The organism is Clostridium sp. MB05, assembly GCF_046581255.1.
Taxonomy (GTDB): domain Bacteria; phylum Bacillota; class Clostridia; order Clostridiales; family Clostridiaceae; genus Clostridium.
On the sequence record NZ_CP174370.1, the window covers coordinates 2,253,645 to 2,272,102 of the forward strand.

Genomic DNA, 18,458 nt, shown 5'->3' on the forward strand with positions numbered 1-18,458 from the left:
AATTTACAGGTACAGCTTTCTGTATTAAATGCTATAATAAAATAGGGGTGTTTAGATGGACAACTATAATTTTATAAATGATTTATTTGATAAAATAAATGAGGAAAATAATAAAATAACGCCAGCTAATATTATGTTAATTGGGAAAACTGGAGTTGGAAAAAGCACTTTAATAAATAGTATTTTTAGAGAAAACTTAGCTAAAACAGGAATAGGAAGACCAGTTACTGAACATTTGAAGAAAATAACTAAAGAAGGTGTTCCTATAAATTTATATGATAGTAGAGGACTAGAGTTAGATAAAACTATTCAAGAAAAAGTTAGAAATGATATTGATACTGAAATAGATAGAATACATAAAAGTAAAGACATAAATTCTGATGATTTAATACATATCGTTTGGTATTGTGTAAATTCTTTATCAAATAGAATAGAAAATTTTGAAATAGAATGGATAAAGGATTTATCTGAAAAAGTTCCAGTTATTATAGTTTTAACTCAAAGCTTTAGTGATAACTCTATTGAGCTTGAAGAATATATAGATAATTTAAATTTGAATATAAGGGGAATTCAAAGAGTACTTGCTGATCCAATAAAGTTCGGAAGTGTCGAAATCCCTAGCTTTGGATTGGAAGAACTTGTAGAAAAGACATATGAAGTTTTGCCTCAAGGAATAAGACGGGCTTTTAACAATGCCCAGAAGGTAGATATGAAAAGAAAAGTAGATGCAGCTACTAAATGGGCATTAGGTTATGTAGGTACTTCTTTTGGAGTAGGGTTCTCACCAATACCTTTTTCTGATTCAGCAATACTTATTCCTGCACAAGTTGGAATGCTTGCACATATAACTACTATTTTTGGTGTTAAAGTTGATAAAGATTTATTAGTAGCTATAGCCTCAGGCGTTGGGGGAATAGCAGGTGCAACTATAGCAGGAAAAACAATAGTTGGAAACTTATTAAAGTTTATCCCAGTTGCAGGCACAGCAATTGGAGGAGCTATTAGTGGTACAACTGCTAGCTTATTGACTACGGCTTTAGCTTTTTCTTATATAGAGGTTATGAAGAGAGTAGCAATAAATCAATATGAAGGAAAGGTAACTAAAAGCGAGGAAATATCACAAATGATGCATGATGAACTTAAAAAGCATTTTAAAAATAGAAAATAAAAATGTGCTAATGATTTTTAAAAATCATTAGCACATTTAAGTCTATATAATTTAATTTTAATTATTTTTTACTGTTTTAAAATAATTACCTTCGATAATAAAATCTGCAATTTTAAATGAATCCTTTAAATGATTTTCTTCATTTGAATCCTTTGGAGTACCCATTATATCTCCATTATTTAAAATAGTTGCATCTCTATTAGTGTTTACAAGAACTCTTCCCATAGAAGTGTTATCAAATTCAGACCTATCTGCACCTAAAAGATAAGATATAGTTGGCAGGAAGTCTACTTGTCCACCTGATTTGGAAATAGTTGTTCCTTTTATATCTTTATTATAAATTATAAAAGGTATTTTCTTATTATTTTCTTGCCACCAATTTTCATTTAAAGGAGCACTTTTTATTTCATCTTGATAGAATTTATGAACACCGCAATGATCTCCATAAATCATTAGGACAGTATTATCTAATTGACCATTTTTTTCTAGTTCTTCTATAAATATTTTTATTGCTTCATCTGTATATCTAACACTTTGAAAATATTTCCCTAACATATTTTCATCTAAATCCTTAGGTAAGTCTAATAACTTCTTATCCTCTGGTATTTCAAAAGGTCCATGACTTGTAAGTGTTGCCAAAAATGTATAAAAAGGATCATTTTCAGATTTTAGCTTAGATGATATTTGTTTTAAGTAAGACTCATCAGAAAGGCCTAGTCCAATGATTTCATCTACATTAAATTCATTTATATCCCATAGTTTATCAGTACCAAAAGATTTATGAGGCTCTGCCCAATTCCAACTTCCAGGTAATTCAGCATGAGTCGAAATTGTAGTATAACCTTTATCCTTTAATATGTTTTGTAAGCTATTGTATGATGTCCAAGGATATGTTGGAAAAGTACTACCTTCTCTTACTGGAAAAATAGATGTATTAACCATTAAATCTGCATCAGAACTAGTCCCTGAGTTATTTTGCTCATATATATTATCAAAATATAAACTTTGTGATAATAATTTATTTAAAGTAGGAGTTATTTCTTGACCATAAACTTTTTTATTTATAACAAAGTTTTCTAATGATTCAACTTGAATAGCAATTAAATTTTTACCTTCTAACATTCCTTTGTATTCATTGTCAGGAATGATCTCTTTATTATTATCTAACCATGTTTTTACTTCGTTAATATCTGAATTAGTTAACTCTTTATTTCTTCCTGTAAAGTAAACTAAATCAAAACCATGATATCCAAGTGGACTCATATCACTAAAGGTTTGGAAAGGAGCCCAAGATAATCTAAATAAGGATTGTCCCGGAATTTTTCCTTTTATATCTATAGTATAGTGAGAAATAAAAATCATAAAACCACTTACTAAAAATACTGTAGATGCTTTTAAAATTCTTAAACTTAATTTTGAATTATCCTTATAATCTCGTACTTTATTTAATCTAAATAAAATAAAGATAACTATAAAGTCTATAAAGAATATTAAATCTACAGGTTTGAAATTAAGTAAACTTTTTCCTGTAGGATTAAATATTTCTGGGTGTAAAATGTGTCTAATTGATAAAAATGTACCGTTATTTCTGTAATACCATATATCAGCTATAAATAAAGCTGTGATAATTACATCAATTATTAGTGCTGCTTTAACCTTCCCCTTGTATTTAAATAAATACATAACACTTAATATTAATGCTATTATTAAAAGGTGTGTTCCAATAGCAGGGACTCCAAAATACATAGTAGCAAAGTTTATGCTTGATGAGTTAGGAGTTCTAAGCATTGATAATAAAAGCATTGATTTTACTTGTATGACTAATAGCATAAATATAAAAAGCCAATTATTTAATACTATTTTCTTTAATTTTTCCCTCATATAGTATCCTCCCAAATATGCATGTTTATTTCTTGTCTAATTTATTTTATATCAAATATTAAATTATATCTATATTAATAATTATTATATCAAAAAAACAGAGATTTTTTATTTAAGATAACTGTTTATTTAAAACAATTAGATGATTTAGTAAAGACACTAGATAATATTAAGGAAGCTATTGTTGAAAAAGAAAATGATTTTAAAATTTATGAAAATACTGAAAAACAACTAAAAGGTTCATTAAATAGATTAAATAGTATTCTAGAGTATATAAGAAATAATGGATTTGAAGGAGAGGCAAAAAGGTATTTTTTAATACTTTATATGCAGATTGGGAAGTAGGTTTTAAAAAACATATTTCAGATATAGAATTCTTAAAGAATATGAATAATCTTAATGAAATTAGCGATGGTATAAAGGGGGTTAGTAACCCTATAGGAAATTTAAGAATAATACAAGAATTGTTAAAAGAAATAACGTGTTCTAATGAAAAATTATATCAATATCTAAAAAGCAATGATAATTATTTTAAAACTAATTATGCAGAGCAGTATTTGAATACTGGAAAATGGCCTGATAATTTCCAAATACCTAAAAGTTCAGATGTATTAAAAGCAAAAGGTTCAGTAGATTGGAGCCGGTGCCAGATAGCGGTTATGTTTTGGATAGTAGTGGAAAGGCTATTAAGGACACACATTTTCCTACAAATGGAGAGATTATTGATAGATATGGGCCATCTGATGGAACATTTACATTACCTGTGATTGATGGTAAGCCATATAGTTACGATAACAGCTCTTTACCTTATATAGAGGACTTAGCTAAATATCATCAATATGAATTTACAGATGATTTAAGTAAATTAAGTGATTATATAAGGAATTACACTGATAAAGAGTTAGTCTAAGATATCAATAATTTTATGGCATATAAAAAGATAAAGTCATACGATGATTTAATATCATATAAAGGAGAAATAGCGTCTGGATTTGGGTCAAGTGGTGGGGGAATACAATATCAACTACCGTTACCAGTAGATATTTTAGAAGAATTATAGTTATTAAAAATAATTAAGTAAGGGGATGAATTATATGACACTTAATGAAGCAATTAAAGTAATAGAAGATGAAGAATTAAATAGATATAAAAAGATAACATTTCATGGGAAAGATATAGAGGAAAATCAAATAGGTATTAGGGAAATAAAAGATAGTTGGCAAGTTTTTTCTACAAATGAAAGAGGTGGTATTGAAATAATAGAAGATTTCAATATAAGTTTAATTGAAGATGGAAAAAGTCCTAAAATAATTGAAAGCCATGTTGGTGACATTAAGGCTTTCATAGAATTTCAAAAAGCCAAGGGAGTTGATTTTAATGGTACTTTACAACGATTCTACGTAACGAGCTATAAAGTTTTTCTGGTTGATAAAATACTCTTTTACATTCAGAATTAGAACAAGGTAGGTAAAAGAAATGAGAAATTAAGTAGTTTAGCAACATTAATATTAATTGTAATGAAAAGTTTGATAAATTAATGTAATATATAACTTGACAATAACTATTATTTGAAATATATGTTAATAAATGGTATAATATGATTAGAATTTTATTGAGGTGAGTTATGTGAGTAAAAAAGATACTATTAATTTTAACTATGATTTGATAAAAGTTTCATACAGTAAAATTATGGATATATATGATAAATCAAACAGCGCTTATGAAAAACTAGATAGAGAATGTGAATCTGCTGAAGCAAAGATGAAGGGCCAGTATAGAGATGGATTTAATGATAAGAGGAAAGATATACTAAAGAATTTTAAGAAATCAATTAAAAATATAAAAAAGCTAGCTGAGTGTATGAATGATGCTTGTAATGATGCCTTTGATAAAGATATAGAAATATCTAAATCTTTAGAAAAAAATTAATAACAATTTATGGGAGGCAATAATGAGTAATGATGAGATATATGAAAAAATACATTACTTAAATAGAAGAATACAAGAATGTGAAGACTCAATATATTATCTTAAAAAAGCAAATAACAAGTGTAATTCTATAAGTAATGGCATTAGGCAACTAGAAACTTCACAATATGAAAAAGTATGTGGAAATTGTGAAGATGGAATAGGAAGAGAAGAAGTATTACTTGAAAAACTTAAGTTATCTCATAGCAATATTAGTTCTATAAATGATAACATTAGCAATGAGATATCAAATGCAATAAATGCTGTTAATAATGAAATAAACAATTTACATGATAGAATTAGTTCCTTATATAACCAGTTAGAATATTAGGAGGTACACATGGCAGGAATAAAAAATAGTAATTTTTATGTTGAGATGGAAAACATAAAAGAATTAAGTAATACATTTAATGATGAAATAGAAAAACTAACCGAACTTTTTCTAGACTTAGAAAAGGAAATTTCTAATATAGAGAGCAACGAGGGATGGGTTGGAAAAAGCTATGATTCTTTTAAAGGTAAGTTTGAAGAATGGAAATTAGACTATTTACAAAGACTTGCTGAGATATTACAGCTTAAACAATATTTAGAAGAAGTTGCTGCATTAACAGAAGGACTAATTGAAGAGAGGGATCAATTACCAAATTATTTGGAGGTTTAGCTATGTCAAAGGATATATTCTTAGCAGATTATAGCAATTGTGATGATACTATAAGAGAAATAGAAAGTAATATTTATTACTTAGAAGAGATTAAATCACTTGTAGATTCAGTTACTGCTAATGTATCAAATGCAAGTGTACCAAGTTATATATGGGATAAGTCAAATTTACTTGATAATGTTAATACATTAAAAAGTTATATTAATGATGAAATAAATAGATATGAGAACTTTAAACCAAAGTTCGTTGATTTTTATAGTCAAATAGAACCTTTGGATATAGGACTAAAAGATCTTATAAACAATCAATTAAAGTATATAGAGGATAACAAAGATTATAACACTTATATTACAATTTTAAAATTCAATCAAGAGGATGAAGTACAAGAGAAGTTGTATGATTTATTAATTAATCAAGGGTTACCTAAGGAGGTAGCTTTGAAAATTTCTTTGTTATATGATATGGAAACTCAGAGAATTTTAAGTGAGTTAGAGAAATTAAATGAAAGTGAGTTAAAGAAAAAGTTAGAGGAAATTCATGATAAAGCAGTGAAAAGTCAAGAGGAGCTACTTATAATTGAAATATTATCACTTGATAAAGGAAGTTCGCACGCAGGTAATGTAAAGGAACTTGCTGATATAGTCTCTAGTGGATCAATAGCAGCATTTATGCACAGTAAATATATTGGTAAAGATTTAAGCATGTATAAGTTAGATATAAATTCTATACAAGGTCAAATAAATAAATTAACTTCAACTATAAGTAGGAGTCAGTTATCTAAAGCTAAAGTTAATTTAATGGAGGAGCAGTTAGTAAAATTAAAAAATATAAGAAGTGCAAAGCTATCTAATGTAAATAAAATTACAACCTTCAATAAAGTTCAAAATTACACAGGCAAGGTTGCAAAATGGGCTGGACGAGCAGCACTGGCTTTTCAAGTTTATGAAATAACTACAGAGCAATGGGAAGAATATACTGAAAATGGAGTTGAATTAGATGATGTAATTGTTGCAGCTGGGATAGATACATTAGGTATAGTTGGATCAGCTTATGCAGGGGCATGGATAGGAGTTAAAACAGGGGCAGCAGTAGGCTCATTTTTTGCACCACCTATAGGTACAATAGTTGGCGGTATATTAGGAATTATAGGGGGAATAGCTACAGGAGTATTATATGGGGCGGTAGTAGATCCGATTCTAACTGATATTTACAATAAGGTTTTAGAGCCAGGATTAGATTGGACTAAATATAGGGCAAATGATATTGAAGATTGGTGGAATACATTATGGTGGTAGAAAAATATATTAAAGAATTAAAAGAGAACAATGATATAAAGTCAATGAAGGTATTAGTTAGAGAGTATGATAAACAAATAAATTTTTATAAAAGCAATAAAATATTAGAAGGAAAAAGAAGCAGATATGTATTTAATTTACTATTGATATGTATAAGTATTTTTTTACTATTTTTTGGACAAGTATCTATATTTATAAAGTTATTTTATAGCATGCCATTATTTATAGTAAGCATTATTGCTCTAATTTTAGACTTAAAAGTAAGAGAGGATAAATTTAGCAATAGAAAATTATTGTATAAAAGTGCAATATATTTTTTTGTATTAATATTTCTAATGAGCTTTACCATAATATATATCTTTCAAATTATTTTATTTAGAAATTGGAAAGACATAGATTATATAAAGAGTATAATTTTACTAATTAGTTTCTTAATTCCAATAATAATAGCTACAGTATATGATTCACCTAAGAGGTTTTTAAAGGAATTTGCAAATACAAACAGGAAGTATAGAGGTGTAAGTCCAGCTCTGGGAGGAATAATAACAGTAGGGATAGTAGCATTTAATATATTTAAACCTTATTACTTAGTTTTAGGATTATCATATGTACTTATATTATGGTTTACCTGGGCTACTACTTACCTTGTTTTTAAGTATAAACAATATGATTTAATAGAAGATTTAAGAGAATATATAGAAAGTATAGAAGAAAAATAGATAAATTTATTTATAAAGTTTATGCTTTTATGAATAAAATAGTAATAAGTATTTAGGAGATCACGTGGTGGTAGAAAAATATATTAAAGAATTAATAGATAAAAGGAGAGAAAGAAATGTATAAATTATTACCTATTGGTTCAGTAGTCATGATTGATCCTGAGAAGAAAGAAAAAATAATGATTATAGGAAGGCTTATGAGAAAGGAAGAAGGGGGAGAAGTTTACGACTATTGTGGATGTTTAGCTCCTTTTGGAATACAAAGTCAAAATCAAATAAAGTTATTTAATCACAAAGATTTAACAAGATTATTATTTATTGGATACCAAGATGAAGAGGAACTACAATTTGCCCTTGCTGCAGCAATGCAAAGAGAAAAAGCTCAATCCACAACCTAGGATTGAGCTTTTTTTATTTATTCCTCTCTTCTTTTTGTTTTTCTATAGATTATATATCCAATAGCAGCTAAAGCTAGTAAACCAGAAACACTTCCAATAGCAAGTGCTACGTTAGCTCTATTTTTAATTTCCTTAGTAGAGTTATTATTAGACTTAGAGTTTGCGTTATTTTTTGAGCTTACTTCTGCTGAAGTATTTTGAATTGTAAAACTAAAGGTTTCAGTAGTTTCTACACCATCTTCATCCTTGGCAGTTACAACAAATTCATAGAAACCATCTTTACTAAGCTCTTCACCATGATATTCTTTTCCATTAAGTAAGATTGTATATTCAACAGTATCCTTAAACTTAAATGAAGGTGTTATAGGACCTGATAAAACATCTCCATTTTTAAATCCTAAGACTGTTATTACAGGCTTAGATACATTTAGTCTGAATTTTATAGATAAGTTGCTAACATTACCTGCTTTATCAACCACCTTTGCAAATAGTACGTAGGAACCATCTTCATTTATTTCTTCTCCAAAGAAGTTAATATTATTAAGAAGGACAGTAGCTATTGCATCAGGATCGTCCCATTTTACAATAGGAGTAACTGAAGAGGTATAGTAACCAAGATTTTTAATACCTTCAACAGTGATATTGGGAGCTGTTTTATCTATTACAAAGTTTAAAGTTTTTATTGAAGTATTAGAAGCTTCATCTATAGCTACAATCTTAATTGTGTAATTACCTTCATTAGTTATTACAGAGCCATCATATGGGTTACCGTTTAAGGTAATAGAAACTTGAGCATTACTATCATTAACATTCCAAGTAGGTTTAATATCTTTATTATAGTAGTGACCATCATTTACATCATTTATAGATATTTCTGGTAATATTGTATCAACTATAATTCTATAGCTATATAAATCTGAAGTATTACCAGCCATATCAGTAGCTTGGACAGTAATTGTATAATCGCCATCTTCAGTTAATGCTTCACCATTACTTAGAGTTCTTGATATGCCATCTTTTTTAGCTATTAAACTTAATTTAATAACATCTACTTTTTCTAGATTATCTGAATAAGAAGCAAGTATAGGAGAATTATGATTAGTTATATAATTAATATTATTAGCTGAAACTGTTTTTTCGCCAATGGTAACATTATTAATTATTGGAGCTGTTTTATCAATTGAAAAATTTCTGACAAAGGTAGAACTATTATTATTTCTATCTTTAACTTCAATATAAATGTTGTATCTACCATCTTCAGAAAGTTCACCTAAGTCAAATACATTTGAGTAATTATTAATATGAGATTGATTTATAGCAAAGGTTTTAATTGTTTTGCCGTTTAAAACAACTGAAATATTGCCATCTATAATACTATAATCTTCAATAGTTACCCTTGGATTTACACTATAAGTATAGTATTTATTATCTATATTACTTAATCCTTGAAGGCTTATGTTGGGTGAAGTGCTATCAATTATAAAGTAACCTTCATAAGAAGCAGATTCATTACCTATAATGTCTTTAGCTTTTAATACTAATTTATATTTTCCATCTACTAAAGTAGAAATTGAAATTGAATTTTTAGTATTATCATTTAAAACTACCTCATTAGTTTTCAAATCAATAACTTGATAATAAAAGGTTAATTCATTATTTAAGTTATCCTCTGCCTCAATATCGGATCCACTACCTAAATTGCCAATTATAATATCTTGTGGAGTAGAATAAATTTTACAACTTGCAAAATCTATATTAAAACTCTTCATAATAATTTCTGGTTTAGTTTCGTCATAAATAAATTTAATATCATTACTTGTATAAGATTTTATTCCTGTATTAAAATTATTTGATTCACTATTAATATCTAAGGAAGAATTAATATTATAATTAAAGGTGTAGTTACCTTCTTTAAAAGTTAAAGAGTCTGGTAAGTTGTAAATTAAGTATTCATTTTCTCTTTTAAAATCATTAAGACTTAAAGCTATTTCTTCACCAGTGCTATTATTTTTAAATAATAAAGATGTATTATTTACTTCTTTAAAACCATCATCAAATATCCTTAAGGTTTTTATTGGAGAAGAGATATATGGTGAGCTATTTAAATTTAATGATGAATTATTAGCATCTATTATTTCTAGAGTAGGGAGAGTGTAATCATAGTTAAATATAATTTTACCTTTATAAGGAATAGAATTATAAGTTTCTATTGTGTATTCAATTATGTTTATACCCCTTTGTAGCTTGAATTCTTTTACATCATATTTATTATCATCATAATCTATGATATCTTCTTCATTATTATATTTAATTTTAATTTTATCTAATATTATGTCATTCTTAATATCTATAAAATCCTTAGAAAAATCAATTTTTAACTTGTCATCTTTTAATTTATTTGTGATATTTAATTCATATTTATTATTACTGTTTTTAACAGTAGCTTCAGCATAGGTATTATTTTCTAAGGTACTTGATATATTAAAGTTTACCTTATTGCTATCAATTTCTTCAGAAATATAATAAAGTTTATAGCTATTATCTATACTTTTATTATTAACTATATCCTTTGCAGTGTATGATATATTAACACCTTCTGAATTTAAAGCATCTTTTTTTACTGTTACTGTATATATTTTATTTTCTTCATCATAAGAAATTTCATTTTGAACAGCACCATTAAGATAGAAGTTAACTGAACTTTTATCGATTGTAAGATTATCCTCTCGGCCATTATCTTTAACAGAAAAGTTTATATTAACTTTTCCATCTACTATCTTATGATTCTGAACGAATATAGACTTATTATTAATTTCATAACTATTATTAATACTGTTTAAAATACTCAGCTCTGGAGCCTTAGTATCCGAATAAAAGGAATATTTATATTTAATTTCATGATCATATTTATCCTTAAGAGTAATTTTAAAGGTAGCAGGCTTATCATATTCAAGATTTTTAATCTTTAAAATTTTTGAATCCTCATCATAAGAATAATATTCAGAGTGTCTTCTATATTCAGGTAATTTCTCACTATTATTTTCATCTATAGCTTTTTCTATTGAAGATACATAAACAGGACCGCTAAAATCGCTAACTTTAAAAGATACTTCATTTTCTGAAGATGGATCCCCTTTAAAGTAAAGCATATTTTCTATATCTTTATATTTTTCACTTTCTTCTAGAGCTATAGTTGGGGCAGTAATGTCCTTTATAATTTTATAAGTTAGATTATGACTAGTACCTTCCTTATCCTTAAAGAATACTTTAAGATTACTTAAATGATCATTATCAGTTGGAATATTGCTAACTTTAATCCTAAAGGAGTAATCTGTAAGCTTTTCGTAGCTATAATTTAAATTATTATTTCCCTGAAATGTAACTGCATCTGATGAATCTAAATCTAAAGCCTTATTAGCTAGAATATCAATATAAAAGCTTGAAGTATTTTTATCTAGAATTATTTCTCTATCACTATTTATACTTAAATTGTTAGATAGATTTTCTATAAGGTTAAATTTAGATACATTTGCAGTAAAGGATAAAGTATAGTTTTGACTTCCATTTGATAAAGTAACTGTATTGTTACCATTCTTAATAATGTATTCTGAATTAATCCAATCCAGAGTTGCTTTATTCTTGTTTATAATAATATCATTAGTTAATTTCATATCATTTATCTTAGTTATCTTAAAGGATGTTAAATTTGAAGTATTATTAAATTTTAATTCTAAGGGATTATTATTACTACTAAAGTTTTTTCTAGTTAAATTTATAATCTCATTTAGACTTTCAGTATAAACCTCACCATTACTATCTAATAAAAATATTTCTAATGACTTAACTTTATTATTAATATAATTATCAAAAGTAAAGGAGGAGTAATCAGTAGCAAATAATAAAGGTGATTTTTTATAATTATCACTAATTGCATAACCTATAACTGGTAGCAGGTTATCTTTTTTTTCTTGAAGTTTTAATTCAGAGTTTAAATTTATTAAACCAGTATATTTCTCTAAACCATTATCTATTGTATTTGACAGTGTCGGTATCTTAAAGTTAGTCTCACCCTTAGTAGATTTTTTATAACTCTGATTTTGAGTATGGTATTTAACTATGTTTGATTCATCCTTTGTTATATAAACTATTTTTATATTTAAGTTTTCAGTTAAATTTATATCTTTAAGAAGTAATTTTTGTGTTGTATCAATATCATCAACTGAGTAGAGTTTATTAGTAGTACTGTTATAAATTTTAATTCCTAAAAGCTCCTCATTAATAGAATTAAAATAGGATAAATATAATAATGGATATGCACCTATATTAAGGTATGATGCGATATTTGTAGTGCTTGGAATTAAATTATTAAGATTATAATAACTATTAGATTCATCAAAAGCTTTTCCTATAATAGTATTTTTATTTAGGGTATCTGGAAGCTCATTACTAATTTCATTAAAATCTATATCTGTAAGAGTACTGGTAATAGCATTCCTTGGAATAGAGATTTGATGAGATACACTTTCTAATGTATTGTTAATATAATCTTCAAGCTTGATATTTGTAGTATTTATTATGAAAATTTCCATAGTAAATTCATCTTTATCAATCTTAAATTCAATTTCACTTAGATTAGTAAGATTTGTTCTTAAAGTATTAAGAATTAAATCTTTACAATCTTGTGCTGAAACATTTTTTCCACTAAGCTTATCATTTTCAATTTTAATTTCCACCTTAGTAAGAGAATTAAAATTCGTTTGTGTCACCTCCTTAATATTTTCATTTGCTAATAAATTATTTGTTTTAAATAAATCACCAAGCCTGTCCATTGCCTCATATTGATTAATATTTTCTTGAATTAAGGCAGATTCATTTTCTTTGGCTAAGGCAATAGTAGTATTAAGAGGTAGGTTTGAAAAAAGAACTGTGGTAAAAACCATAAGAGATATAATTTTTTTATTTCTTTTTAACATGTTAATCCTCCTTTATATGATTATACATTTATTACAAAAATATCATATTATTCCAATTAAATCAAAAATATGGTAAAATAATTTTGGGAGGGGATACATATGAATAATCTTTTGAAAGAAAATGAAAATTTTATAAGAAAGTCTATAGATATAAGTAATATAGTGAGTGGAGAAATAGAAATAATTAAAGACTTAGGTAAAAAGCTTATACTAGTAAATACGGATGTAGATAATATAATAAACCCAAAAGAAATGATTTATTACATTAGTGGATTAGAAAGAGTAAGTAAGTTTATTGTTAATGAAAATGGAATTAGTAATAAGGAGTTTTTATCTATACTAATAAAAATTTGTAAAAATTTTAGGATATGTGAGCAAAATAGAAATATCAATATTAAAAAGCTATATTTAGTTGAAGATTACATATTTATAGATCCTATAACACAGTCAGTTAGATTTATTTATTTGCCAAGCACTGTAGATTCTACAGGAAATCCAATAGATAAAGTTAGATTAGTATTATTAAAGCTTGTGGATATTTATATTAGTAATACCTATGTTAGTCCTAATATAGTAAGTAAAGTTAAAGGTGAATTAACTTATAAGTTTACCGATATAGCATCCTTATTAGATAAATTAACTGCTCTACAAAATTCAGTAAGAGATAATAAGGTATTAAAATCAAAAGTAAATCATCAAATAAAAAATAGTAAATTTAATATAAAACTTGCAGGTATATTCTTAATAGCAGTAGCTCAAGTAATTGCAACACTGCTAGCAATAGCCTTATATAATATGAGTTGGGATAATCCAAATATGGTTTTACTTAGTATAGCCTTTGTAATTATTATTGATTTATTTGTATCATTTTTACTTTTAAACTTTTTAATCCTTCCAATGGAAAAGGATAAGGAAGTATTAAGTAATATAGCAATACCAGATTTGGATAATTACAAGAATATAGATACATCAAATATACATTCTGAGAAATTAAGTATTGAAGAGTTTAGTGGAAGTTCTTTTTTAAAGACAAACGACACTCTATATAGTAATAATTATGAATTTGAAGGTGATGAGACTACATACTTAGAGACTGTAAGTGTTATAGGAGGAGAAGATGAAGAAACTTCATTATTAGAAGTAAACCATGAAAAAATGATTCTGGCCTACTTAATAAGTGAAAATAATGGAACTACTGAAAAAATAACAATAAGTAAGGAAATATTTATAATAGGAAGATTAAAACAAAAGGTAGATTATGCAATACAAAATGGAACAGTAGGTAAGGAGCATGCAAAGATTATTTATAAAGAGGGAGTATTCTATATCACCGATTTAAATAGTAAGAATGGAACTTATTTAAATGGTTTAAAGCTAGAAGGTGGAAAACTATACGAACTAGCAAATGAAGATAATATAACATTTTCTAATGTTAAGTATGCTTTTAAATCTTAAGGGGTGAAGGATTTGAATGGTCAAAATATAGAGGTAATTGTTAAAACTGATAAAGGAACTATTAAAGAGATTAATCAGGATAATTTTCTTATTAAGGTTGGACGGATAGATAGAGGTGATATAGGTTTATTTGTAATTTGTGATGGCCTTGGAGGATTATCTAAGGGGGAAATAGCAAGTAAATTTATGGTAACAGCACTTCAAAGATGGTGGAATACAAGATTAAATCAAATATTAACATCATTCATAAGGGATGAAGATATATTAAGAGAATTAAACAAAGCACTACTAGAAGGAAACTCTCAAATTATAAACTTTGGAAGAGAAAATGATATAAAATTAGGAACAACTTGCTCTATGATTTTAATACTGAAAGAAAAGTTTTATATCTGCCATATAGGAGATAGCAGAATATATTCAATAGATAATACTATCAATCAATTAACTAAAGATCATACTTATTACAATAAATTAATTGAAGAAGGAGAAATAGAAAAAAGTAAGACTGTAAATAAAAGCATATTAACTCAGTGTATAGGAGTAAAGGAAGCTATAAAGCCAGTATATTTAGTTGGTAAGTTAAAGAAAGAAGCATTTTTCCTTTTATGTAGTGATGGGTTTTATAGAAATATGAGTGAGGGGGATTTCTATAGAATGAAATATGAAATTGAAGAAACCTCTGATTATGGATATATGGGTGAAATTTGTTCAAAGTATGTTGATTTCGTAAAGCAGAAGGGTGAAAAGGATAATATTTCAGTAATTTTAGTTAAGTATAAAATGGGAGGAAATGATAGGGTTTGAAGCTAGATGGGAAGGTTATAGAAGGAAAATATGAATTTATCCAACAGTTAGGAACTGGGGGAATGGGTTCTGTATATCTTGTAAAGGACTTAAAGCTTGGGACTTTTTGGGCTGTTAAAGCTATAGAAAAAACAAAAGATGCTAAAGAAAATAAAAACTTGCTTGCAGAATTTGATGTGTTAAAAAAGTTAGACAATCCAGCTTTGACTAGAATTACAGATATTAGTGAAGACGATGAAAATATGTATATAATTATGGACTTTGTAGATGGAAGAAGTTTATCTAATATAATAAAAGATGTAGGTTCCTTTAGTGAAGAAGATGTAGTAAATTATGCTCTACAATTATGTGATGTACTTATATATTTGCATAGTCAAGTACCCAATCCAATTATTCATAAAGATATAAAGTCAGGAAATATAATGTTAAACAAAGAAGGAAGAATTAAGCTAATAGATTTTGGTATTGCAAAGGAAGCAAATAATAAGTGGGATGATAGGTTGCTTTTAGGAACGGCTGGTTATGTAAGTCCTGAAATTATAAATGATGTTCGAAATATAAGTCCTCAAAGTGATATTTATGCATTAGGTGCAACATTATTTAACTTATTAACGGGGATCAGATTAGATAAGACAAGCTACCCATTATCTTTACTTAGAAATATTAACGAAAAATTTTCAGAAGGTATGGAATATATTGTAGCAAAGGCAACACATCCTGATTTAAAGGTAAGATATCAAAATGTAGGGGAATTACAGAAGGATATATTAAACATAGGGAAAATTGGTAAAGAATACGAGAATAAGGTAAAGATCAGAAAAAGAAATATAGGAATATTACTAGGGACCTTTATTATTTCACTACTAATTACTATTAGCGGTTGGAGTGGATACTCTAAGGATCTTAAAAAAAACTTTGATAATTATATTAATAGAGGAATAGAAGCTAGAAATAATATGGATTATAATCAAGCATTAAAGGAATTTGAAGAGGCACAAGGATATTTAGAAAATGAGAAGGAAGGATACTATGAAATAGCAAAAACCTATTTAGTTATGGGCTCTAATGATGAATGTATAAGATATTTAAATAACTTAGTAGGAAATAAGCCATCTCTAAGTAAGGATGAATATATAAATTATCTTCTTGGAAAGGCTTATTTGTACAAAGTTAATTATAAGAAATCTTATGAATATTTTTCTAAGATATCTTATGAGAGTAAAGTTGATGATGACTTCTATTATTTAAAAGAAATAAGTAAACAGTTTTCTAAACCAGATGAAATTAATAAAGAAAAATTTAAGGTAGCATTACTAGAATTTGAAAAATTTATTGAAGCTAATGAATCAGATAAAGCCTATGCAGTGGTTTCATATTTAGCTTTAGCAGATATATATACCTATGGTGCAGATGTTTTAGAAAATGCCTTTGAAAAAGAGGTGGAGGTTATTTTAAAGGCTAAAAAAATTAATCCAGGAGATTACGGGGTTTTAGATAAGCTTGCCTCAGCATATAGAGAAAAAGCAAGAAATATAAGATTTAGCGATAAAGCTGCCTATGAGAATAATCTTAATGAAGCATTAAATCTTTACAATCAGTGCCTTGAAATACAACCAAGTATTGATACTTATTTAAATATAGGAGATATATACCTAGAATTAAATAAGTATAAAGAAGCAGAAAATGCTTATATGGAAATTATTGAAATAAATAAAGATCATTATCTAGGTTATATAAAATTATCCTCATTAAATTATTTAATGGGAAATAAAGAAAAGGCTATAGAATATCTAGCAAAAACAGAAAATTCAAGTAACCTAAGGCAAAATGATCCACAGTATCTATATCTTAAAAAGAATATAGAATAGGAGGTTAATTATGGCGATTCAAATAATTAAAATGGGAATTGGAATACTGGGTATGATAATTTCATTAGCATTCTTAATAATTATAGCTAGAAAACCAGTTAAAGATAGTAAATTACAAGTACTAGCTATGGGAATAAATGCAGGAGAGGGAGCAGCATCAAAAAGTATTAAAACAGTTACAAATGTAGATGAAGGGGATACAGATTTATTGGTTGAAGAGAATACAGAACTCTTATGATTTGAAGAGGATGGTGAGCAGAAGAATAATGAGTGATTTAAAATTTAAGGAAATAATAGAAAATAATCATAAATATCTTAGTTTAAAATGTAATAGTTACGATACTGTAGAATATCAAATTAAAATGCTTAATTATAATAAAGAATTACCACTTATCCCGATAGAGCTATTTACTATGAATGGTGTTAATACAATGAGCTATGAAGTAACTGATTTAGTTAATTTGTTTAACTATATATACAATACAAGACCAAGAAGAGAAATTATTATAAACATACTATCCTCTATAGTATTTCTTATAAGTAATATTGAAAGTTATTTTTTAAAAGTGGACAATATCCTTTTTAATGAGGATTATATTTTTTTTGATTCGATATCAAAGGAAGTTAAACTAATATACGTACCTTTTAAAATGCCTATGGAGAATAAGTCTTTTAGTCAGAAAATGATTATTTTAAATCTCTTAGATGCAATAAAAAGTTCTGGGATTATGAGAGAAGATTTAAATGATTGTATTATGAAGGTAAGAGATGATTTTATAAATATAGAAGAGCTTAAAGAATTTTTAGATGATATTTCTAAGGAAAGACCATTAAGAGTAGAAAGTAATATTAAAGATAAAGCAGTTAAGGATAAAAAGAGATTTCTACCAAATTTTTTATCTAGAAAAAAGAATATCGATAATAATAGAGTTGATGATAAGGTGGAGAGTACAATATCGGAAGGATTTACCTTAAATATATTAGATGATTTAAATAATAGAAGCATATATTTAGAGAAGAATATTTACCTAATTGGAAGACTAGAGGGTTCTGTAGATATAGTACTTAATAGTAGCTCAGTTGGTAGAGTACATGGGAGAATTGAAAAAGGAAGTAATGATACTTATTATTATGAGGATTTAGGATCAAAAAATGGATCATTTATTAATGGAGAAAGACTAATTCCTAATAGAAAATATCATATAATTAGTGGAAATGAGATAAGGCTAGCTAATATTAATATGTATCTTACAGAGGGTAGGGGTTAA

At 26.8% G+C, this 18,458-nt stretch carries 17 protein-coding genes; 15 read left to right on the forward strand and 2 right to left on the reverse strand.

Features of this window, described 5'->3' with window-relative positions; all coding sequences use genetic code 11:
* Positions 1 to 55: 55 nt before the first annotated feature.
* Positions 56 to 1,168 (forward strand): YcjF family protein, encoded by a 1,113-nt coding sequence (locus ACH36K_RS10515; protein ID WP_411167581.1) that lies wholly within the window; start codon positions 56 to 58, stop codon positions 1,166 to 1,168.
* Between the two features lie 57 nt (positions 1,169 to 1,225).
* Here ACH36K_RS10515 and ACH36K_RS10520 read toward each other — a convergent pair whose 3' ends face one another.
* A complete protein-coding gene (locus ACH36K_RS10520) occupies positions 1,226 to 3,049 on the reverse strand; it encodes an LTA synthase family protein (RefSeq protein WP_411167582.1) in 1,824 nt (607 codons plus the stop codon).
* A gap of 664 nt (positions 3,050 to 3,713) precedes the next feature.
* Between ACH36K_RS10520 and ACH36K_RS10525 the strand changes: the two genes are divergently transcribed.
* The 9 genes from ACH36K_RS10525 (at position 3,714) to ACH36K_RS10565 (ending at position 8,090) form a co-directional block, all read left to right on the forward strand.
* On the forward strand, positions 3,714 to 3,959 hold the full coding sequence (locus ACH36K_RS10525) for a hypothetical protein (RefSeq protein ID WP_411167583.1): 246 nt from the start codon (positions 3,714 to 3,716) through the stop codon (positions 3,957 to 3,959).
* Between the two features lie 15 nt (positions 3,960 to 3,974).
* Positions 3,975 to 4,109: a hypothetical protein gene (locus ACH36K_RS10530; RefSeq protein WP_411167584.1), complete on the forward strand. Its 135-nt coding sequence runs from the start codon at positions 3,975 to 3,977 to the stop codon at positions 4,107 to 4,109.
* 34 nt (positions 4,110 to 4,143) lie between these two features.
* A complete protein-coding gene (locus ACH36K_RS10535) occupies positions 4,144 to 4,506 on the forward strand; it encodes a hypothetical protein (RefSeq protein ID WP_411167585.1) in 363 nt (120 codons plus the stop codon).
* A gap of 169 nt (positions 4,507 to 4,675) precedes the next feature.
* Positions 4,676 to 4,978 carry a hypothetical protein gene (locus tag ACH36K_RS10540; RefSeq protein WP_411167586.1) on the forward strand — a complete coding sequence of 101 codons (303 nt, stop codon included), beginning with the start codon at positions 4,676 to 4,678 and terminating at the stop codon, positions 4,976 to 4,978.
* Between the two features lie 22 nt (positions 4,979 to 5,000).
* A complete protein-coding gene (locus ACH36K_RS10545; RefSeq protein WP_411167587.1) occupies positions 5,001 to 5,348 on the forward strand; it encodes a hypothetical protein in 348 nt (115 codons plus the stop codon).
* A gap of 9 nt (positions 5,349 to 5,357) precedes the next feature.
* Positions 5,358 to 5,678 (forward strand): hypothetical protein, encoded by a 321-nt coding sequence (locus tag ACH36K_RS10550; protein ID WP_322382055.1) that lies wholly within the window; start codon positions 5,358 to 5,360, stop codon positions 5,676 to 5,678.
* A gap of 2 nt (positions 5,679 to 5,680) precedes the next feature.
* Positions 5,681 to 6,973 (forward strand): hypothetical protein, encoded by a 1,293-nt coding sequence (locus ACH36K_RS10555; RefSeq protein ID WP_411167588.1) that lies wholly within the window; start codon positions 5,681 to 5,683, stop codon positions 6,971 to 6,973.
* On the forward strand, positions 6,964 to 7,692 hold the full coding sequence (locus tag ACH36K_RS10560; RefSeq protein ID WP_411167589.1) for a hypothetical protein: 729 nt from the start codon (positions 6,964 to 6,966) through the stop codon (positions 7,690 to 7,692). Before ACH36K_RS10555 ends, ACH36K_RS10560 begins: the two co-directional genes overlap by 10 nt.
* A 116-nt stretch (positions 7,693 to 7,808) precedes the next feature.
* Entirely contained in the window at positions 7,809 to 8,090 is a 282-nt protein-coding gene (locus tag ACH36K_RS10565; protein ID WP_411167590.1) for a DUF4176 domain-containing protein, read from the forward strand.
* Positions 8,091 to 8,107: 17 nt separating this feature from the next.
* Here ACH36K_RS10565 and ACH36K_RS10570 read toward each other — a convergent pair whose 3' ends face one another.
* Positions 8,108 to 13,063, reverse strand: a complete 4,956-nt coding sequence (locus ACH36K_RS10570) for a hypothetical protein (RefSeq protein WP_411167591.1) — start codon at positions 13,061 to 13,063, stop codon at positions 8,108 to 8,110.
* 99 nt (positions 13,064 to 13,162) lie between these two features.
* Here ACH36K_RS10570 and ACH36K_RS10575 point away from each other — a divergent pair, with 99 nt between their 5' ends.
* From ACH36K_RS10575 to ACH36K_RS10595, 5 genes are read left to right on the forward strand one after another with little or no spacing between them, the layout of a single operon-like run.
* Positions 13,163 to 14,518, forward strand: a complete 1,356-nt coding sequence (locus tag ACH36K_RS10575) for an FHA domain-containing protein (RefSeq protein ID WP_411167592.1) — start codon at positions 13,163 to 13,165, stop codon at positions 14,516 to 14,518.
* Positions 14,519 to 14,530: 12 nt separating this feature from the next.
* Entirely contained in the window at positions 14,531 to 15,322 is a 792-nt protein-coding gene (locus ACH36K_RS10580; RefSeq protein WP_411167593.1) for a PP2C family protein-serine/threonine phosphatase, read from the forward strand.
* Positions 15,319 to 17,190 carry a protein kinase domain-containing protein gene (locus ACH36K_RS10585; protein WP_411167594.1) on the forward strand — a complete coding sequence of 624 codons (1,872 nt, stop codon included), beginning with the start codon at positions 15,319 to 15,321 and terminating at the stop codon, positions 17,188 to 17,190. Before ACH36K_RS10580 ends, ACH36K_RS10585 begins: the two co-directional genes overlap by 4 nt.
* A gap of 10 nt (positions 17,191 to 17,200) precedes the next feature.
* Complete coding sequence (locus ACH36K_RS10590) at positions 17,201 to 17,428, forward strand: hypothetical protein (protein ID WP_411167595.1); 228 nt, start codon at positions 17,201 to 17,203, stop codon at positions 17,426 to 17,428.
* Between the two features lie 28 nt (positions 17,429 to 17,456).
* Positions 17,457 to 18,458: a DUF6382 domain-containing protein gene (locus ACH36K_RS10595; protein WP_411167596.1), complete on the forward strand. Its 1,002-nt coding sequence runs from the start codon at positions 17,457 to 17,459 to the stop codon at positions 18,456 to 18,458.